The 18166-nt window shown below is 64.3% G+C and carries 19 protein-coding genes; 3 read left to right on the top strand and 16 right to left on the bottom strand.

Features of this window, described 5'->3' with window-relative positions:
- Positions 1-29: 29 nt before the first annotated feature.
- The 4 genes from J5M67_RS06290 to J5M67_RS06275 form a co-directional block, all read right to left on the bottom strand.
- A complete protein-coding gene (locus J5M67_RS06290; RefSeq protein ID WP_207884460.1) occupies positions 30-665 on the bottom strand; it encodes a response regulator transcription factor in 636 nt (211 codons plus the stop codon).
- 156 nt (positions 666-821) lie between these two features.
- Positions 822-1634: an OmpA family protein gene (locus J5M67_RS06285; protein ID WP_207884459.1), complete on the bottom strand. Its 813-nt coding sequence runs from the start codon at positions 1632-1634 to the stop codon at positions 822-824.
- On the bottom strand, positions 1631-1990 hold the full coding sequence (locus tag J5M67_RS06280) for a DUF4398 domain-containing protein (protein ID WP_207884458.1): 360 nt from the start codon (positions 1988-1990) through the stop codon (positions 1631-1633). The genes J5M67_RS06285 and J5M67_RS06280 overlap by 4 nt, the downstream gene beginning before the upstream one ends.
- A 13-nt stretch (positions 1991-2003) precedes the next feature.
- Positions 2004-2816, bottom strand: coding sequence for an ABC transporter substrate-binding protein (locus J5M67_RS06275; RefSeq protein ID WP_243434539.1), 813 nt, complete (start codon positions 2814-2816; stop codon positions 2004-2006).
- A gap of 111 nt (positions 2817-2927) precedes the next feature.
- Here J5M67_RS06275 and J5M67_RS06270 point away from each other — a divergent pair, with 111 nt between their 5' ends.
- Positions 2928-3878 (top strand): alpha/beta fold hydrolase, encoded by a 951-nt coding sequence (locus tag J5M67_RS06270; protein WP_207884456.1) that lies wholly within the window; start codon positions 2928-2930, stop codon positions 3876-3878.
- 79 nt (positions 3879-3957) lie between these two features.
- Here J5M67_RS06270 and fabV read toward each other — a convergent pair whose 3' ends face one another.
- The 3 genes from fabV to J5M67_RS06255 all read right to left on the bottom strand — a co-directional run bounded on the left by fabV (position 3958) and on the right by J5M67_RS06255 (position 7048).
- Positions 3958-5154 (bottom strand): enoyl-ACP reductase FabV, encoded by a 1197-nt coding sequence (fabV, locus tag J5M67_RS06265; protein ID WP_207884455.1) that lies wholly within the window; start codon positions 5152-5154, stop codon positions 3958-3960.
- A 215-nt stretch (positions 5155-5369) separates the two neighbouring features.
- Positions 5370-6299 carry an electron transfer flavoprotein subunit alpha/FixB family protein gene (locus J5M67_RS06260; RefSeq protein WP_207884454.1) on the bottom strand — a complete coding sequence of 310 codons (930 nt, stop codon included), beginning with the start codon at positions 6297-6299 and terminating at the stop codon, positions 5370-5372.
- Entirely contained in the window at positions 6299-7048 is a 750-nt protein-coding gene (locus J5M67_RS06255) for an electron transfer flavoprotein subunit beta/FixA family protein (RefSeq protein ID WP_207884453.1), read from the bottom strand. Before J5M67_RS06255 ends, J5M67_RS06260 begins: the two co-directional genes overlap by 1 nt.
- A 311-nt stretch (positions 7049-7359) precedes the next feature.
- On the opposite strand from J5M67_RS06255, the gene J5M67_RS06250 reads away from it, so the two are divergent.
- Positions 7360-9048 (top strand): electron transfer flavoprotein-ubiquinone oxidoreductase, encoded by a 1689-nt coding sequence (locus J5M67_RS06250; protein ID WP_207884452.1) that lies wholly within the window; start codon positions 7360-7362, stop codon positions 9046-9048.
- A 119-nt stretch (positions 9049-9167) separates the two neighbouring features.
- On the opposite strand, the gene J5M67_RS06245 is transcribed toward J5M67_RS06250, so the two are convergent.
- The 5 genes from J5M67_RS06245 to J5M67_RS06225 form a co-directional block, all read right to left on the bottom strand.
- Positions 9168-9728, bottom strand: coding sequence for a DUF1285 domain-containing protein (locus tag J5M67_RS06245; RefSeq protein WP_207884498.1), 561 nt, complete (start codon positions 9726-9728; stop codon positions 9168-9170).
- An 8-nt stretch (positions 9729-9736) separates the two neighbouring features.
- Positions 9737-10348 (bottom strand): DUF4823 domain-containing protein, encoded by a 612-nt coding sequence (locus J5M67_RS06240; protein WP_207884451.1) that lies wholly within the window; start codon positions 10346-10348, stop codon positions 9737-9739.
- Positions 10349-10454: 106 nt separating this feature from the next.
- Complete coding sequence (locus J5M67_RS06235) at positions 10455-11912, bottom strand: glycosyltransferase family 39 protein (protein ID WP_207884450.1); 1458 nt, start codon at positions 11910-11912, stop codon at positions 10455-10457.
- Between the two features lie 182 nt (positions 11913-12094).
- Positions 12095-13063, bottom strand: coding sequence for a GTP 3',8-cyclase MoaA (locus J5M67_RS06230; RefSeq protein ID WP_207884449.1), 969 nt, complete (start codon positions 13061-13063; stop codon positions 12095-12097).
- A gap of 93 nt (positions 13064-13156) precedes the next feature.
- Positions 13157-13795, bottom strand: coding sequence for a TetR/AcrR family transcriptional regulator (locus J5M67_RS06225; RefSeq protein ID WP_152224531.1), 639 nt, complete (start codon positions 13793-13795; stop codon positions 13157-13159).
- Between the two features lie 84 nt (positions 13796-13879).
- On the opposite strand from J5M67_RS06225, the gene J5M67_RS06220 reads away from it, so the two are divergent.
- Entirely contained in the window at positions 13880-15013 is a 1134-nt protein-coding gene (locus tag J5M67_RS06220; RefSeq protein WP_207884448.1) for an aminotransferase class V-fold PLP-dependent enzyme, read from the top strand.
- A 279-nt stretch (positions 15014-15292) separates the two neighbouring features.
- Here the strand turns inward: J5M67_RS06220 and J5M67_RS06215 are convergent, their stop codons facing one another.
- The 4 genes from J5M67_RS06215 to tmk all read right to left on the bottom strand — a co-directional run bounded on the left by J5M67_RS06215 (position 15293) and on the right by tmk (position 18154).
- Positions 15293-16069 (bottom strand): TatD family hydrolase, encoded by a 777-nt coding sequence (locus J5M67_RS06215; RefSeq protein ID WP_207884447.1) that lies wholly within the window; start codon positions 16067-16069, stop codon positions 15293-15295.
- An 81-nt stretch (positions 16070-16150) separates the two neighbouring features.
- On the bottom strand, positions 16151-16507 hold the full coding sequence (locus J5M67_RS06210; RefSeq protein ID WP_009621447.1) for a PilZ domain-containing protein: 357 nt from the start codon (positions 16505-16507) through the stop codon (positions 16151-16153).
- 35 nt (positions 16508-16542) lie between these two features.
- Entirely contained in the window at positions 16543-17529 is a 987-nt protein-coding gene (locus J5M67_RS06205) for a DNA polymerase III subunit delta' (RefSeq protein WP_207884446.1), read from the bottom strand.
- The gene (tmk, locus tag J5M67_RS06200) at positions 17522-18154 is read right to left on the bottom strand and encodes a dTMP kinase (RefSeq protein WP_207884445.1); all 633 of its coding nucleotides are present in this window, start codon (positions 18152-18154) and stop codon (positions 17522-17524) included. Before tmk ends, J5M67_RS06205 begins: the two co-directional genes overlap by 8 nt.
- Positions 18155-18166: the final 12 nt, after the last annotated feature.

The following is an 18166-nucleotide window of genomic DNA, read 5'->3' as shown; positions in this document are numbered from 1 at the left end:
CTGACCAGCGCCGCGTGGGGTGTGAGGCGTCAGACCTCGCCGAGCCAGTCCAGTACGCCGAAGGCGACCAGCTGCGCGTCACTGGTCAGGCCCAGCTTCTGCATGGCGTTGCGCTTGTGGGTGCTGATGGTCGAGACGCTGCGGTTGGTGCGCTCGGCGATCTCGCCAACGGTAGCGCCGTGGGCGAGGCGGCGGATGATATCCATCTCGGTGGGGCTCAGCGGTCGTCCGGTATGGCGCGGCTGGCGCAGCGTCGGGTCGATGTAGGTTTCGCCACGGCGAACGCGCTGAATCGCATCGGTGAGCACGCTCAGGGCGCTGCGCTTGCAAACGTAGCCCAGCGCACCGCACTTCACCACCGACGCCGCCATCAGCGGGGCGCCGAGCAGCGAGTACACCAGGATCTGTACGTTGGGATAGTGGCGGCGCAGCCATTCGATGAGGTGTACGCCGTCGCGCCCACGCTCTCCCGGCAACGCCATTTCCATGATCAGCAGGTCGGTATCGGTCCATTCGCTCAAAGCGGTCAGCAGACTCTCCGTGTCGCTGACATAGGCTTTCACCTGAGCGTCGCAGTGGTCGGCCAGATAATGCTCCAGCCCCCAGCCGATCATCGGCTGGGCATCGGCCACAATCACGTTCAAGGTCTTTTTTTCGGACAGCATTTACGTCTCTCGCTGGTGGCTCCCCAGCATGGGGATTAGTCGCTGGGGATTATTTTCGCCAACGCAGACCTCGAACAATTTCGAGATGCCCCAGCAAAAAGCCCCGGAGCAGGCTGCTCCGGGGCTTCATTTGCAACCCGATGTAACCGTGTGCGCTCAGCGCTCGGCGCCCAGCTGGCCCTTTTCGTCGGAGAAGACGATCTCGACCCGGCGGTTCTGCGCACGGCCCAGCGACGACGCATTGTCCGACACCGGATAGGCCTCGCCGTAGCCCTGCACCTGGATACGCTTGGGGTCGACGCCCAGGTCGGACAGTGCGTCCGCCACCGCCTGCGCGCGATCCTTCGACAGCTGCTGGTTCAGCTGCTGGTCGCCGTCGCTGTCGGTATAGCCTTCGATGCGGATCACCCGCCGCGGGTTGAGCTGGAGGAACTGCACCACCTTGAGCACGGTGCGGTTGGCGGCGGGTTTGAGGTCCGCCTCGCCGCTGTCAAACAGCACGTCACCCAGGGTCAGTACCAGGCCGCGCTCGGTTTCGTTGGTGGCCAGGCTGACCATCTGCTGCTCCAGCCACTTGTTCTGCTCCTGCACGTTGGCCAGGCGCGCTTCACGCATGGCCAGTTGCAGGCGCTCGCGCTCGAGCTGCTGCTTGGCCAGGAGCTCCTGGTTCAGTGCGTAGTTGCTGTGCTCGCGGGCGATCTCGCTGTAGCGCTGGCTGAGGTAGGAGTACTGCAGCACGTCATCGCTGCTGCCCCAGTAGTTGGACAGGCGCTCGGCACGCGCCAGGGACTCGCCCGCGCGGATCACGTCCTTGGGCGCACTGCGCAGCACCGCGGAATCTTCCTTCACGGACTGGAACTGGCTGCGCGCCTGTTCCAGGGACTTTTCGCTCAGCTGGCTGTTGGCGCAGCCCGCCAGCGCGACCACGGAGCCCAGTGCCGCGAGACGCAACAGTTGCAGCGAAGTCATTGTGCTTCTCCCAACTGTTTGCGCAGACGATTGATGCTCTTGCTCTGCTCGGCCAACTGATTCGCGCTCTTGCGCGTCAGCTCCTTGGCCTCGGCAAGGCGGGCATCGAGTTCGGCCTGCTCGGCGAGCTGCCGTGCCTTCTTGTTCGACTCCACCGCCAGGGCGCCCTTGGCGGCCTGGTACTTGTCCTCGGCGAGCTTGAGCTCCGCTACATCATCCGTTGCGCCCACGGCCTTGGCCTGCTCCAGCGCCTGCTCGGTGAGGCGCATCTGCTCGGTGGGTGCCGGGTCGTTCGTTGCACAACCGGCCAGGGCAAAAAGAGCCAGACCGGCGGCCATCATCCGTCGATTGATCACGAAATCTGTTGTCCTACTGGGTGGGAGTGCTGGCGGGCTGCAACTGCTGCCCCTTCCAGCGGGCCAGGTTGTCCTGCAGCAGGCGCTGCGGGACTCCGGCGGCCGTCAATTCTGTCATTTTTTTCGCCAGTTGTCCGCGCAGCCACGGGTCGTTGCAGGCCGAGTTGTGCGCCAGGGTCAGGTACAGACCCTCGCTGGAGACTGCCGGTTCCAGCGGCTGGAGGTCATCCAGCATGCCGAGGGTAGCGGCCACGGCCAGGCCGGGATAGTGCTCGTAGATCACATAATCGGAGCGCTTGAGCAGCAGCTTCTGGAAGGCCTGGGTCAAGCTGGGCACCTCCTCCAGGGTCAGCTGCTGCTTGGCGAAGGCGTCGAAATCCGCGCCAAAACTGTTGTTCACCAGGGTGCCGCCCTTCAGGCCGCGCAGGTCCTCCCAGTGTGCATAGGGGATGGTGGCGTCCTTGCGGGTCCAGACCACGCTGTCGGTGGTGAGGAAGGCGGGATGGACGTAGTCCATGGTTTCCATCCGCGCCGGCGTCAGGAAGGCGCCGGCGATCAGGTCGACGCGCCCCAGTCGCGCTTCCTCCTGCGCCCGTGCCCAGGAGCCGGTATAAATCACCCGGATGTCGACGCCAATGGCCTTGCCGATTTCCTGCAGCAGGTCGGCATTGGCGCCGATCAGGCGCTCGGGCTTCATCGGGTCGCGCCACAGGTAGGGCGGGTATTCGGGGTTGCCCGTGGCGACCAGGCGCTCGCACTTGCCCGCGGCGAGCCCCACCAGGGGAGCCGAAAAGGTCACCAGCAGAAGAGCTGCACGCAGCATCATCGAGTAATGGAGCATGGTTAATCTCGCTTACCGGAAGTAAGAACGGTCATGCTTAGACCTGCAAAATGCTAGCGTAAAGCACACCATCCGATTTGGTAATAAGGACTTCTCATGAAGAAAGCCCTTCTGTTCCTCGTCCTGCTGCTCGCCGCCTCGGCGGGCATCCTCTATGCCTTCCCCTCCACGCTGCTGGCCACCGCGCAGTTCGCCGAAAGCAGCCGCGCGGGCCTCAGCGAACGCAGCCAGACGGCGGACGACCTCGACATCCGCTACTACGAGGGAGGTCCGGACAAGGCCCAGACCATCCTGCTGGTCCACGGTTTCGGCGCCGACAAGAGCAACTGGCTGCGCTTCGCCCGCTTCCTCACCGACCGCTACCACGTCATCGCCGTGGACCTTCCGGGCTTCGGCGACAGCAGCAAACCTTCCAACATCAGCTACGACGTCGGCACCCAGGCCGAACGCCTGGCGGACTTCATGCGCGAGCTGGGCATCGGTCGCTACCACGTGGTCGGCAACTCCATGGGCGGTCACATCGCCGCCCTGCTTGCCGCGCGCCACCCGAACGAAGTGCTGTCGGCCGGCCTGTTCGACAACGCCGGAGTCATGGCGCCCCGTCAGAGCGAACTGTTCCAGCGCCTGAGCAAGGGCGAGGACAACCCGCTGGTGCTGCGTTCGGTGGACGACTTCCCTGCCCTGCTCGACTTCGTCTTCGTGCAGCGGCCGCCCATGCCCTCGCGGCTGGAACACTACCTGGCGGAGCGTTCGCTGGAGCGCAGCGCCTTCAACAACAGGGTCTTCCAGCAACTGCGTGAACGCTACATCCCGCTGGAGCCGGAACTGCCGAAGATCACCGCGCCGACCCTGCTGCTGTGGGGCGACCGTGACCGGGTGCTGGACGTGTCCAGCATCGACGTGATGAAACCCCTGCTGAAGAAACCCAGCGTAGCCATCCTGCGCGATTGCGGCCATGTACCGATGATCGAACGGCCGGAGGAAACCGCCCAGCTGTATCTGGATTTCCTCAAGCAGAGCCAGGCACCGGCCACCGCAGCCAACTGACAGACCCGAAAAGCAGAAACGGCGCCCAGGGCGCCGTTTCTGTTTGAGCCGATGCCCGACCAGTGGCCAGGCTTCAACCTCAGAGCTGGATCAGATTGGGAATCTGCACGTCCGGATTGACGTCCTGCTCGTAGTCCACGCCGGCGATCTCGAAGCCGAACAGGCGCAGGAACTCGGTCTTGTAGCCGGTGAAGTCGGTCAGCTGGTACAGGTTTTCGTTGGTCACCTTGTCCCACAGGTCCTTCACGGTGTTCTGCACGTCTGGCTGCAGCTCCTTGTAGTCGGCGCGCAGGCGGCCGTCGGCGTCCAGGTGCGGTTCGGCGCCGTACAGGCTTTCGCGGAACAGACCGTCGACCTGCTCGATGCAGCCTTCGTGGGTGCCCTTCTCCTTCATCACCTTGAACAACAGCGACAGGTACAGCGGCATCATCGGGATGGCCGAGCTGGCCTGGGTGACCACGGCCTTGAGCACGGAAACGCGGGCGTCACCACCGGTGGCGGCCAGCTTCTCGCGAATGCCCAGGACCTTCTGGTCCAGATCCTTCTTGGCGGCGCCGATGGAGCCGTTCCAGTACAGATCGTGGGTGATCTCTTCGCCCAGGTAGGTGAAGGCGGTGGTCTTCACGCCATCGGCCAGCACGCCGGCCTCCTGCAGCGCGTCCATCCACATCTGCCAGTCTTCACCGCCCATCACCGCCACGGTGTTGGCGATTTCCTCGGCAGTGGCCGGCTCCATCACGCTTTCCTTGATCACTTCCTTGTCAGTATCCAGACCACGGAAGTTGACGGTCTTGCCGACCGGCTTGAGCACGGAGTTGAAGACCTCGCCGGTCTTCGGGTGGGTGCGGCGCGGCGCGGCCAGGCTGTAGACCACCAGGTCGACCTTGCCCAGGTCCTGCTTGATGGTCTCGATGGTGACCTTCTTCACTTCGTCGGAGAAGGCATCGCCATTGATGCTGCGCGCATACAGGCCCTTGGCGTGGGCGAACTTCTCGAAGGCGGCCGAGTTGTACCAGCCGGCGGTACCGGCCTTGGTCTCGCTGCCCGGACGCTCGAAGAACACGCCCAGGGTGTCGGCGCCGGCGCCAAAGGCGGCGCTGATGCGCGCGGCCAGGCCGTAGCCGGTGGAGGAACCGATGACCAGGACCTTCTTCGGACCGTTGGCGATGGGGCCATGCGCCTCGACGTACTCGATCTGTTCCTTGACGTTGGCTTCACAGCCGGTCGGGTGGGTAGTGACGCAGATGAAGCCACGCACGCGCGGTTTGATGATCATGAAAACCTCGGTAGCCAGGTGTCGATTGAACACATTCAGGAACTGGAGACGTCGCGCATTGTAGATGAGACACCTTCGTCCGGGGACTTATCGGCGAAGTTTCGTGACCAATGGGTCATGCGCGCGGAAAACAGGCCTTTTCAGAGCAGAATCAAGGACCTGAAATGAAAGAACCCGCCACATGGGGCGGGTTCCTTGACGCAAGCGGATCAGGCTCAGACGGCCTTTTCCAGCTCCGGTACGGCTTCGAACAGGTCGGCGACCAGGCCGTAGTCGGCAACCTGGAAGATCGGCGCCTCTTCGTCCTTGTTGATCGCAACGATCACTTTCGAATCCTTCATGCCCGCCAGGTGCTGGATGGCACCGGAGATGCCGACCGCGATGTACAGCTGCGGAGCAACGATCTTGCCGGTCTGGCCGACCTGCATGTCGTTCGGCACGAAGCCGGCGTCGACCGCGGCGCGGGAAGCCCCGACAGCGGCGCCCAGCTTGTCGGCCAGGGCGTAGAGGATCTTGAAGTTGTCGCCGTTGCCCATGCCGCGGCCGCCGGAAACGACGATCTTGGCAGCGGTCAGTTCCGGACGGTCGGACTTGGCCAGCTCTTCGCCGACGAAGGCGGACTTGCCGGCATCGGCCGGGCCGGAAACGGCTTCGACAGCGGCGGAACCACCTTCGGCAGCAACGGCGTCGAAGCCGGTGCCACGCACGGTGATGACCTTGACGGCAGCCGAGGACTGCACGGTCGCGATGGCGTTACCGGCATAGATCGGGCGCTTGAAGGTGTCGGCGCTGACGACTTCGATGATCTCGGAGATCTGGTCGACGTCCAGCAGGGCGGCAACGCGCGGCAGGAAGTTCTTGCCGTTGGTGGTGGCGGCGGCCAGCACGTGGCTGTAGCCCTTGCCCAGCTCAGCGATCAGCGGAGCAACGTTCTCCGGCAGCTGGTGAGCGTAGGCAGCGTTGTCGGCGACCAGCACCTTGGAAACGCCTGCGATCTTGGCAGCGGCTTCGGCCACGCTGCCGACGTTCTGGCCAGCGACCAGGACTACGACGTCGCCACCGATCTTCTGCGCGGCAGCGACGGTGTTCAGGGTGGCAGCGCCCAGAGCGCCGTTGTTGTGCTCAGCGATTACCAGGATAGCCATCAGATTACTTTCGCCTCGTTCTTCAGTTTCTCGACCAGTTCGGCAACGGACTTGACCTTGACGCCAGCGCTGCGGGCAGCCGGCGCTTCGACTTTCACGGTCTTCACGGTGGAAGCGGTGGAAACGCCCAGGGCGTCCGGGGTCACCACGTCCAGCGGCTTCTTCTTCGCCTTCATGATGTTCGGCAGCGACGCGTAGCGCGGCTCGTTCAGGCGCAGGTCGGTGGTGACGATCGCCGGCAGGTTCAGGGCAACGGTCTGCAGGCCGCCGTCGATTTCACGGGTGACGTTGACCTTGTCGCCAGCGACTTCGACCTTGGAGGCGAAGGTGCCCTGGGCGTAGCCGGACAGCGCAGCCAGCATCTGGCCGGTCTGGTTGTTGTCGCTGTCGATGGCCTGCTTGCCGAGGATGACCAGCTGCGGCTGCTCTTTGTCCACGATGGCTTTCAGGGCCTTGGCGACAGCCAGGGAATTCAGTTCGTCGTTGGATTCGACGAGGATGGCGCGATCGGCACCCAGAGCCAGCGCGGTACGCAGTTGCTCCTGGGCGGCGGTCGGGCCGACGGAGACCGCAACGATCTCGGTGGCGACGCCTTTCTCTTTCAGGCGAACGGCTTCTTCCACGGCGATTTCGCAGAAGGGGTTCATGGACATCTTGACGTTGGCGAGATCGACGCCGGAGTTGTCCGCCTTGACGCGGACCTTGACGTTATAGTCAACCACTCGTTTGACAGCTACAAGAACCTTCATGGATTCCTCGTTATTCTCCGGTGAATAGGAATGTCGCCAGACAGGCCTGGCTGGTAGTGCACGCCATCTGCGACTACATCCAGCGAGACCGCGACCGCAAAACCGCAGGTATCTTGACCGCATCGCCCTGGCGGGTCAATACGCGAAAATACCCCTTCATAAGCCGCGGACCCCGATTCTATCAGGGTTACATGCGATTCAAACAAACGTTTGTATTGCGCTCGATAAAGGGTTTAGATATAGCAACAGGTCTAGCTATAATGCGCCCCGCTCTTACCGGGTGGGGGCACGCCCAACCCAATACCTACAAAATGCCCAGAGCCTTGATTCAGGAGAGATCGATAGTGGAACGCGAATTTATGGAATTCGACGTCGTCATCGTCGGCGCCGGCCCTGCCGGTCTGTCCGCCGCTTGCCGACTGAAGCAGAAGGCCGCCGACGCCGGTCAGGAAATCAGCGTCTGTGTGGTCGAGAAGGGTTCCGAAGTGGGCGCCCACATCCTCTCCGGCGCCGTGTTCGAACCGCGCGCGCTCAACGAGCTGTTCCCCAACTGGAAAGAGCTCGAAGCGCCGCTGAACACCCCGGTCAAGCGTGACGACATCTATGTGCTGAAGAGCCCGGAAGCGGCTGACAAGGTGCCGAACTTCTTCGTGCCCAAAACCATGCACAACGAAGGCAACTACATCATCTCCCTGGGCAACCTGTGCCGCTGGCTGGCCCAGCAGGCCGAGGGCCTGGGCGTCGAGATCTACCCGGGCTTCGCCGCCCAGGAAGCGCTGATCGACGAAAATGGCGTGGTGCGCGGCATCGTCACCGGCGACCTGGGCGTTGACCGCGAAGGCAATCCGAAAGAGGGTTACTACACCCCCGGTATGGAACTGCGCGCCAAGTACACCCTGTTCGCCGAAGGCTGCCGTGGCCACATCGGCAAGCAGCTGATCAAGAAGTACAAGCTCGACAGCGAAGCCGACGCCCAGCACTACGGCATCGGTATCAAGGAAATCTGGGACATCGACCCGGCCAAGCACGAGCAGGGCCTGGTGGTGCACACCGCCGGCTGGCCGCTGAACGACGAGAACCCGGGCGGTTCCTTCCTCTATCACCTGGAGAACAACCAGGTGGTGGTCGGCCTGATCATCGACCTGTCCTACACCAACCCGCACCTGTCGCCGTTCGACGAGTTCCAGCGCTACAAGCACCACCCGGTGATCAAGCAGTACCTGGAAGGCGGCAAGCGCGTGGCCTACGGCGCTCGCGCCATCTGCAAGGGCGGCCTGAACTCGCTGCCGAAGATGGTCTTCCCGGGCGGCGCACTGATCGGTTGCGACCTGGGCACCCTGAACTTCGCCAAGATCAAGGGCAGCCACACCGCCATGAAGTCCGGCATGCTGGCTGCTGACGCCGTTGCCGAAGCCCTGGCCGCCGGCCGTGAAGGCGGCGACGAGCTGACCAACTACGTCGATGCGTTCAAGGGCAGCTGGCTTTACGACGAGCTGTTCCGCAGCCGTAACTTCGGCGCGGCCATCCACAAGTTCGGCGCCATCGGTGGCGGTGCGTTCAACTTCATCGACCAGAACATCTTCGGCGGCAAGATCCCGTTCACCCTGCACGACACGACGCCGGACTACGCGACCCTGAAGAAGGCCAGCGAAGCACCGAAGATCGACTACCCCAAGCCCGACGGCAAGATCAGCTTCGACAAGCTCTCCTCGGTGTTCCTCTCCAACACCAACCACGAGGAAGACCAGCCGATCCACCTGCGCCTGACCGACCCGAGCGTCCCGGTACAGAAGAACCTGCCGCTCTACGACGAGCCGGCGCAGCGTTACTGCCCGGCCGGCGTGTACGAAGTGGTAAGCAACGACGACGGCAGCAAGCGCTTCCAGATCAACGCGCAGAACTGCGTGCACTGCAAGACCTGCGACATCAAGGACCCGGCCCAGAACATCACCTGGGTGGCACCGGAAGGTACCGGCGGTCCGAACTACCCCAACATGTAATGCGTTGGCGGTAACGAAAAAGGCTCCCCTTCGGGAGCCTTTTTTTTGGCCGGAAACCTGTTTCAGAGAGCGTGTAGCAGACTAAAAAAAGAACTACCAGACCCATTCAGACTATGGAGTCACGGTTGCGGCGCGATGGGGAAGAACTCGCCCGAACTCCAGACGCCAAGCCACTCGACGCCGTCGATTTCGCGCGGAACTGCCAGCTCCACCAGTTGGTAGAACACGTTGCGATGGATCAGCGCCTCCAGGTTCACTCGCACCAGCACGTAGGGCGACGGCTCCTGGGTCTGCGGGTCGAGCTCCACGCGAATCGGATGCTCGGCATCGGCCACCACCTCGTCCTCGACATTGGTGGAAAAGCGCAGCACCTGCTGCTCCCCTTCCCCCTCTACAACCAGGCTGATTGCGACGAACGGCGCGTCATCGACGGTGATTCCGCACTTTTCCACCGGCGTGACCAGGAAATAGTCGTCGCCATCCCGGCGGATGATGGTGGAGAACAACCGCACCATGGGCTTGCGCCCGATCGGCGTGCCCAGGTAATACCAGGTGCCGTCGCGGGCGATGCGCATGTCGATGTCACCGCAACAATCCGGGTTCCACAGATGTACGGGCGGCAGGCCCTTGGTGGCAGGGATCTGCGCCAGCAGGTTGCCGGCGCGCTCCGGAGGGTTCAGTGGGTCGCTCATTGGTACTCCTCGTGCGTCTTCACCCCCAGGAGACTGCGGGCGTAATCTTCCAGCGGCGGTCCGATCAGGTCATCGGGGCTGGCATCCAGGAATGTCAGAAAACCGCCGCGGCTGCGGATGGTGGCACTGTCCACCAGATAGCGGTTGGCGGTTTCGATCAGCATCACCTGAATCACGCTGCGGTCGCGACCGACCGCGTTGTCGGTGTCTTCATACTGCTCGTAGCTGCCGGCGTTGTCTTCCCCGTACGCGAAGCGGGTGTAGAGCAGGTAGTTGGCCCCCACCGCTCGCGCCTCCTTCATCGCGCCCTCAAGGCCCAACGGCCCCTGGGCACGGCGCACCATCGGGAAATACTCGACGAAGCCCTTGAACGCCTCCTCCGCCACCACGTTCGGCCGCGAATAGGGGTGACCGGGCGGCACGAACGGGCCTTGGGCGATGTAGATGAAGGAGTCCGGCTGCAGGCGCCAGTTCCCCGTGCGGCGTGCCTGGCTGTGATCGAGGAAGCCGGCATCACCCGCGTAATAGCCGGTGCGTTCCGCCATGTCGCTGGGCGTCATGCAGCCCGCCAGGGCTGCCATGGCGAGAATCGCCAGAAGGGTGCGCATGTCTTGTCTCCACGGCCGGCGTCGAGAAACCGGCATTCGACCGTCGGATGCAGATTCCGCGCCACCGACCGGCACAAGCGCCCCGCTCGCACAGCGCAACAGCTGTTCAGCCATGGGTATTTCCCACGGCCGGCTGCGTGGCCGTATCACCTCCACCGCAGGCGCCGCCCAACAGCACGACCTGCAGCTCCTTGCGACGACTGAGGTACTTCGGAACCGTGTCGCTGACGCAATGCGATGACGCCTGCAGCGAGGCTGGCAACTTTCCGGGCACGAATAGCAGGCCGGCCGCGGCCGAGGCTGCCGAATCAGCCGACAAACGGGTAACGGGGCGCCCGGCGTAATACACCAGGCGCATGTCCGGAACCTCGAGACTGTAGAGCGGCAGGCTGGGATGTGCGGCAGCAATCCGGGTGACTTCCGGCAACGCCTGGTAGCGATAGGCGAAGACGGTGCGTTCAAGGACGGTATAGAAGCCGACAAAACCAAACAGCAGCACCAGGGGCGCCCAGATCATGGCCTTGCGCCGCCAGCCCTCCATCCGGGAAAAGACCTGAACCCAGTGATACGCCAGCAGCAGGGCGACACAGGGGTAGGTCGGCAGGAGGTACTTGGCGTGCTTGTCGCTGAACAGGGAGAACACCACCAGCGGCACGAGAGTCGCGCAAAGCGCCAGGAGCAGCGGCGGACTCTGCCGGATCTGCCGCCAGAGTTGCCTCGGTCCCACCAGCAGCAACAGACAGAACGGAGCAAAATCACCGGCGAGGTACAGCAGATAGGCATACCAGGGGTCGCTGCCGAAGCTGCCGCTGACCTTGTCGACGATGTCCTGCTGGAAGATCGCCTTCCAGACATCCATGCCCTCGTGCAGGGTCACGGCGGCATACCAGGACGCCCCCAGCGACAGGGCGATCAGCCAGCCGGGGATGTCGCACAGGTAGGCGCGCGCGCGCTCCTGGCGCTGGATCAGGGCGAAGACCAGCACCGGCAGGGTCACCAGCAGCAGGCTGACCGGCCCCTTGGTCAGCAGGGCGCAACCAAGCAGGGCGTAGCTCAGGATGCTCCAGCGGCGGCGGCCATCGACGAACAGGTAGACGTAAGCGCTGAGCAGCGACAGGAAGCAGAACGCCGTCAGGGCCATCTCGATTTCCGCGCGGCGGGCGAACTGGGCGAACCCCGCGTTGGCCGCCAGGAAGATGCAGGCGAAGATCCCGACGCCGCGCCCGCCAATGCGGCGCCCCCAATAGAAGGTGCCGGCCAGCGTGGCGAGCGCAAGCAGCGCCGACGGCAGGCGCACGGCCCACTCCGACACACCACCCGCCAGGTACACCGGAAGCAATGCCAGCCAGTAGAAGAGCGGCGGCTTAGCCAGATAAAGGTCGCCGTTCATGTGCGGCAGCAGCCAGTCGTTCGCCTGGTACATCTCGCGAACCGTGACCGCCCTCCGCGCCTCATTGACGCTGAGGAAGGCGATATCGCCGTTCCCCCACAGGCACAGAATCAACAGCAGCGCTACAACCACCAGGAACCAGAACCCCTGTTCCAGTTCGATACGTGCCTGCATCAATGCAACCTCCCGCGGTGCAACGGACAAGGACAAAGGATAGGAGCGAGAAAAACGCCCAGCCCGCGAGGTTTCGCGGGCCGGAATGCGACTCGAGGAAGCGGTGCCCGGCCAGATAGCCATGCGCCGCTACGACGCGGCGCCCATTCTGCTTCAGCCGGAGGCCGACGGGAACTAGCGGATCAGCCGCCGATGATCTTCATGACGGTGACGCCGCCGGAGAAGGCGACTTCCTGCTTGTCCGCCAGGGCACGCACCAGCAGGCGCTGGAGGGCCGGCAGGGCCTGGTGACGGGGTTTGTCGAGGAGATCGCCGACATAATGGCGGTTGCTCGACGACAGGCAGCCATGCAGCCAGCCGGTGGACGACAAGCGCAGGCGCGAGCAGGTCCGGCAGAACGGCACGCTTTCGTTGGCGATCACGCCGAAGAAGCCCTGCCCCGGCACTTCGTAGCGCAGCGCGGTGGCATCCACGGGCGCGTTGGCCTGGATGTAGGGATGACGTTCGCCGATCAGCTCCAGCAGTTCCTGCATAGCGATGAACTGCTGGTTGAAGGCATTCGGATCACGAGCCAGGTGCCCCATGCGCATCAGCTCAATGAAGCGCAGCTCGAAGCCATGCTCCAGGCAGTAGTCCAGCAATGGCAGGACCTGATCCAGGTTCTGGCCGCGCAGCGGCACCATGTTGAGCTTGATCTTCAGCCCCGCCGCACGGGCCTCGTCGAGCCCCTTGAGCACGGTCGCCAGGTCGCCGCCACGGGCGATGCGGCGGAAGGCATCGGCATCCAGGGTATCGAGGGAAACGTTGAGGCGGCGGATGCCGCAGTCCAGCAGCAGCGGCAGCTTCTTCGACAGCAGCTGGCCGTTGGTGGTGATGGCGATGTCCTGCAGACCGAGGCGACTGACACCGTGGAGAAAGGCATCCAGCTTGGGACTGACCAGCGGCTCGCCGCCGGTCACCCGCAGGCGTTCGATGCCGGCGGCTTCGATCAGGTAGGCGACACCGCGGACCAGGGATTCGGCCGACAGCTCGTCCTGGGCGGCGACCAGACGCTTGCCGTCCGGCACGCAATAGGTGCAGGCATAGTTGCACGCGGCGGTCAGGCTGACCCGAAGGTTGCGGAAGCGCCTGCCCTGGCGGTCGACGATCATGCTCGGCTCCGGTGGGGATTACCCATTGAGTATATCCCCACCCTCACCCGCCACCCTGTCGCACAAGCGACGATCGGCAGCGCGAATATCGACTCAGGCGGCCGGCGTATCGCCGTCGCGCTTGCGCTTGTTACCCATGCGCACGCCGATGTCCATGAGGAACTGGAAGAAGCCTTCCTGGTCCTCCAGCACTTCGCGCCAGAACGGCGAGTGGTACAGCGCCACGGCGCCGTGCACCAGCGCCCAGGCTGCGCAGTAGTGGAAGTAGGCCGGCACGTCTTCCAGCTTGCCCGCCGCGATGCGTTCCTTGATCAGCTGGCTCAGGCGCTCGAAGTTGGACTCGCGGATCTTGTGCAGCTCCTCGACCATCTCCGGGACCTGGCTGGTCTTCACCACCTTCTCTTCCAGGCGGTCGAACAGGCGGTAGCGCTGCGGGTCGCGCATGCGGAACTCGAAGTAGGCGCGCGACAGACGCTCCTTGTCCCGCGCCACGTCTTCGGAATGGAACAGCGCCGCCAGGTCGCGCTCATAGTCCAGCATCAGGCGCAGGTAGATCTCCGCCTTGGACTTGAAATGTTTGTAGATGGTGCCTTTGCCGATACCCACGGCATCGGCGATCATTTCGACCGTGACACTGTCTTCGCCCTGCTCCAGGAACAGCTTGAGGGCGGTGTCGAGGATTTCCTGTTCGCGACGACGGAATTCGCGAACCTTGCGCGGCTCTTTCTGCATAAAAAGACTGTTCGGTCAAAAATAGTCAAAATTCGAAGCCGCGTATTATGCCTATTCAGCGCCAAATTGCACGGATCATCCGACATGATTAGCTTTTCCCACGAGTTTCCCCAACAGTTCGGCCTGCGCTACCTGAATCACGCAGCTGTAGCGCCCTGGCCCAAGCGTGCGGCTGACGCCGTAGCCGCCTTTGCCCAGGAGAACGTCCTGATCGGCGCCCGCGACTACCCGCAGTGGCTGACCATCGAGAAGCGCCTGCGCGAGCGTCTGGCACGCCTGCTCAACGCCCAGACCACCGGCGATATCGCACTGGTGAAGAACACCTCCGAAGCCCTGTCGTTCGTCGCCTTCGGCCTGGACTGGCGCGCCGGCGACCAGGTGGTGATCAGCGACCAGGAGTTCCCCTCCAACCGGGTCGTCTGGGAAGCGCTCAAGCCCAGGGGGGTCGAGGTCATCCAGGTCAGCCTGAACGGTACCGACCCCGAGGGTGATCTGCTCACCGCCTGCGGCCCGCGCACGCGCCTGCTGTCGATCAGCGCCGTGCAGTACGCCAGCGGGCTGCGCATGGACCTGGAGCGCCTCGGCGCCGGCTGCCGCCAGCGCGGCGTGCTGTTCTGCATCGACGCCATCCAGCAGCTCGGCGCCCTGCCCTTCGACGTCCAGGCCTACGACTGCGCCTTCGCCATGGCCGACGGCCACAAGTGGATGCTCGGCCCGGAAGGCCTGGGCGTGTTCTATTGCCGCGCCGCCGAACGGGAACAACTGGCGCTGCAGGAGTACGGCTGGCACATGCTGGAAAACGCCGGCAACTACGACTCGGCCGACTGGCAGCCGGCGCGCAGCGCGCGGCGCTTCGAGTGCGGCAGCCCGAACATGCTCGGCGCGGTGGCGCTGGAGGCCAGCCTGAGCCTGCTGGAAGAAGTGGGCATGGCCAAAGTGGGCGTCCTGGTCGAGGAACGCGTGCAGCAGTTGCAGGAGGGTCTGGCACGGATTTCCGGTGCGGCCCTGCACAGTCCGCTGAATCCGGCGCGCCGCGCGGGCATCCTGACCTTCAGCCTGGCCGGCTGGGACAATGCGCAGCTGCTGGAGCGCCTGCGTGCGGAACAGGTGGTCTGCATCCAGCGCGGCGCCGGCATTCGCTTCTCGCCGCATTTCTACACCAGCGACGCGGTGATCGAGGAAACGCTGGGCCTGATCGAAGCCCTGGCGCGGGCTTGAGGCAGGCAGGGCGGAGAAAGCGACTCAGCCCGGTGTGATGTATTCCAAATCCGTTTAAAAAACACCCGGCCCTGTGTGGCAGCCGCGTCATCTTGACCAATACTTGTAGTTACCGGTGCGCGGCATCTCCCCCCAAGTGCCCCGCCGGTGAAGGTACCGAGGATCGCGTACCTTATTGTTACACTCCTAATGGTCTTGACCCGGATTCATCCCCCAGAACCCGGGTTTTTTTTGTCCGCGATTTTTATAACCCGTCAGCCGTAATCGGACCGGCGGCCATCAGGCGGCCAGCGGGAACAGCCGGCGGAAGTTGGCAGTGGTCTGTTCGGCCAGGGTCTCGAAGCTTACGCCACGCAGCACGGCCAGGTACTCGGCCACTTCGCGCACGTACTCCGGCAGGTTCGGCTTGCCACGGTGCGGCACCGGGGCGAGGTACGGCGAATCGGTTTCCACCAGCAGGCGGTCGGCCGGCACCTGGCGCGCCACTTCGCGCAGTTGCTCGGCATTGCGGAAGGTGACGATGCCCGACAGCGAGATGTAGAAGCCGATTTCCAGCGCCGCCTTGGCCATCTCCCAGTCCTCGGTGAAGCAGTGCAGCACGCCGGCCTGCGGCAGCGCGGCCTCGCGCAGCAGCGCCAGGGTGTCGGCGCGCGCCTCGCGGGTATGCACGATGACCGGCTTGCCGGTGACCTTGGCCGCTTCCAGGTGCAGGCGGAAGGCTTCCTGCTGCAGCTCGGCGGCTTCGGGCTCGTAGTGGTAGTCCAGGCCGGTCTCGCCGATGGCGACCACGCGCGGGTGATTCAGCTCGCCCAGCAGCCAGTCCAGCGCCGGCGCGGCGCCCGGCTCCAGGTCCAGCGGATGCACGCCCACCGAGCAGTGCACGTCGGTGTAGCGCTCGGCAAGGTCCTTGACTGCCCTGGCATTGTCCGCGCTGACGCCGATGCACAGGAACTGGCTCACACCACGCGCGCGCGCGGCGTCCAGCGCGGCATCCAGCGAACCGCCGTGGGCGGCGAGATCGAGGCGATCGAGGTGGCAGTGGGAATCGACCAGCATGAAAACACTCTCCGGAAAATGACGAAGCGCCCATTCGGGCGCTTCGTGTCTGCAGACGGTAAAGCCCGCCAATGGTATGAGCTACATGGTGTGAGTCGGACGGTCCGACTTCAGCGCACCGGCCAGGTAGGTCTCGATCTTGTTGCGCGCGGTATTGTCGCCATCGTTGAACTGCACGCCGATACCCGCCGCGCGGTTGCCCTGGGCGCCCTTGGGGGTGATCCAGACCACCTTGCCGGCCACCGGGATCTTCTCCGGCTCATCCATCAGGTTGAGCAGCATGAAGACTTCGTCGCCCAGCTTGTAGGTCTTGTTGGTCGGGATGAACAGACCACCGTTGCGAATGAACGGCATATAGGCGGCATACAGTACGGACTTGTCCTTGATCGTCAGGGACAGGATTCCGTTCCGCGGACCCAGATTCGGTGGCAAGCTCATTCAGCTGTCCTGGCAGTTGTATCCATGGGCGAATTCTAGCCCGCCCCGGGAAGGCTTGCCCACTGTACGAGCAAGGCTTCGAGAAGCAAGGCACGATTGAGGTTGGCTTTGTTCAGGACTTTCTGCCGCTGCGCGAGCAACCAGTCCTGCATCGCCAGCACCTTGTGCTGTGCCGACTTCTCGGCGAGGTACTGCACCACCTTGCGCATATCGCTCAGACCGAGGCCGGCTTCGTCGCGCGCCAACTGGTAGCGCAGGGTCAACAGGGCCCAGTCGCAGAACCAGTCGAACAGCAGCGGCAGGGGCAGCGCGTTCCAGCTCTCCGCCAACTGGCTAGGGGCAGCCTGCTGCTTGAGCAACTTCTTCACCCCGTCCACCACCAGCGCACGCTGCTCGCGGACGCCCTGCCCATGCAGGCGCAGCGCGGTGAGCGGCGAGCCACCGGCCAGCACCAGCAACTCGTCGAGCCCTTCCGCCGATTCCTCCGGCAAGGCACCGGCCAGCCAGGCGCGGCTCTGCTCCCCGGTCGGTTGCGGGCAGGCCTGCTGCACACAGCGACTCTTGATGGTCGGCAGCAGCCGGCTGGGCTGGTGGCTGATGAGCAGCAGCACCGTGTTGCCGGACGGCTCTTCCAGGCTTTTCAGCAGGGCGTTGGCGGCGTTGAGGTTCATCGCCTCGGCAGGCTCCAGTAGCAGCACCTTGCGCCCACCCAGCTGGGCGGTCTGCACCACGAAATCCACCAGCTCGCGCACCTGGTCGACACGGATGGGCTTCTCCGGCTCTTCCGGCTCCAGCAGGAAGAAATCCGGGTGGGTGCCGGCGGCGAGCAACTGGCAGGCCTTGCACTGGCCGCATGCCTTGCCGTCCGTCGGTTTCTGGCAGAGCAACAGGTGCACCAGGTTATCGGCCAGCACGCGCTTGCCGATACCGGCCGGGCCATGCAGCAGGTAGGCATGGGCATGCCGCTCGCGGCCGCTCAGGTGCTGCCAGAGGCCCTGCTGCCAGGGATAGATGTCAGCCATGCAGGCGCTCCAGCAGGGTCGGCAGCAGTGTATCCAGGCTGCGCTGCACCTCGGCCAACGGCTGGGCGGCATCGACGATGCGGTAGCGCGCAGGCTCGGCGCGGGCGCGATCCAGGTAGGTGCTGCGCACGGCCTCGAAGAAGGCGCGGCCTTCCTGCTCGAAGCGGTCAAGCCGGCCACGGGCGGCAGCGCGGGACAGACCGATTTCCACCGGCAGGTCGAATACCAGGGTCAGGTCCGGGCGCAGATCGCCCTGGACGAAGCTTTCCAGTTGCGCAATACGTTCCACCGGCAGGCCACGACCGCCGCCCTGGTAGGCGTAGGTGGCGTCGGTGAAGCGGTCGCAGAGCACCACGGCGCCGCGCGCCAGGGCCGGGCGGATCACCTCGGCGATGTGCTGGGCGCGGGCGGCGAAGACCAGCAGCAATTCGGTGTCCACCGCCATCGCTTCATCGCTGGGCGAGAGCAGCAGTTCGCGGATGCGCTCGGCCAGCGGGGTGCCACCGGGCTCGCGGGTCAACTGGACTTCGATGCCGCGCTCGCGCAGGCGTTCGGCCAGGTATTCGCGGTTGGTGCTCTTGCCCGCGCCTTCGGGGCCTTCCAGGGTGATGAACAGGCCGGTCACTCGGCTCTCCTT

The sequence above is a fragment of the Pseudomonas sp. 30_B genome (assembly GCF_017491605.1).
GTDB lineage: Bacteria > Pseudomonadota > Gammaproteobacteria > Pseudomonadales > Pseudomonadaceae > Pseudomonas.
This window is presented reverse-complemented; position numbering and strand designations above follow the sequence as displayed.

Excerpts from the sequence above, each read along its gene's own strand:
- J5M67_RS06290 (WP_207884460.1), bottom strand. The coding sequence starts at position 665 with ATGCTGTCCGAAAAAAAGACCTTGAACGTGATTGTGGCCGATGCCCAG.
- J5M67_RS06285 (WP_207884459.1), bottom strand. The coding sequence starts at position 1,634 with ATGACTTCGCTGCAACTGTTGCGTCTCGCGGCACTGGGCTCCGTGGTC.
- J5M67_RS06275 (WP_243434539.1), bottom strand. The coding sequence starts at position 2,816 with ATGATGCTGCGTGCAGCTCTTCTGCTGGTGACCTTTTCGGCTCCCCTG.
- J5M67_RS06270 (WP_207884456.1), top strand. The coding sequence starts at position 2,928 with ATGAAGAAAGCCCTTCTGTTCCTCGTCCTGCTGCTCGCCGCCTCGGCG.
- fabV (WP_207884455.1), bottom strand. The coding sequence starts at position 5,154 with ATGATCATCAAACCGCGCGTGCGTGGCTTCATCTGCGTCACTACCCAC.
- J5M67_RS06260 (WP_207884454.1), bottom strand. The coding sequence starts at position 6,299 with ATGGCTATCCTGGTAATCGCTGAGCACAACAACGGCGCTCTGGGCGCT.
- J5M67_RS06255 (WP_207884453.1), bottom strand. The coding sequence starts at position 7,048 with ATGAAGGTTCTTGTAGCTGTCAAACGAGTGGTTGACTATAACGTCAAG.
- J5M67_RS06250 (WP_207884452.1), top strand. The coding sequence starts at position 7,360 with ATGCCCAGAGCCTTGATTCAGGAGAGATCGATAGTGGAACGCGAATTT.
- J5M67_RS06240 (WP_207884451.1), bottom strand. The coding sequence starts at position 10,348 with ATGCGCACCCTTCTGGCGATTCTCGCCATGGCAGCCCTGGCGGGCTGC.
- J5M67_RS06235 (WP_207884450.1), bottom strand. The coding sequence starts at position 11,912 with ATGCAGGCACGTATCGAACTGGAACAGGGGTTCTGGTTCCTGGTGGTT.
- J5M67_RS06230 (WP_207884449.1), bottom strand. The coding sequence starts at position 13,063 with ATGATCGTCGACCGCCAGGGCAGGCGCTTCCGCAACCTTCGGGTCAGC.
- J5M67_RS06225 (WP_152224531.1), bottom strand. The coding sequence starts at position 13,795 with ATGCAGAAAGAGCCGCGCAAGGTTCGCGAATTCCGTCGTCGCGAACAG.
- J5M67_RS06220 (WP_207884448.1), top strand. The coding sequence starts at position 13,880 with ATGATTAGCTTTTCCCACGAGTTTCCCCAACAGTTCGGCCTGCGCTAC.
- J5M67_RS06215 (WP_207884447.1), bottom strand. The coding sequence starts at position 16,069 with ATGCTGGTCGATTCCCACTGCCACCTCGATCGCCTCGATCTCGCCGCC.
- J5M67_RS06210 (WP_009621447.1), bottom strand. The coding sequence starts at position 16,507 with ATGAGCTTGCCACCGAATCTGGGTCCGCGGAACGGAATCCTGTCCCTG.
- J5M67_RS06205 (WP_207884446.1), bottom strand. The coding sequence starts at position 17,529 with ATGGCTGACATCTATCCCTGGCAGCAGGGCCTCTGGCAGCACCTGAGC.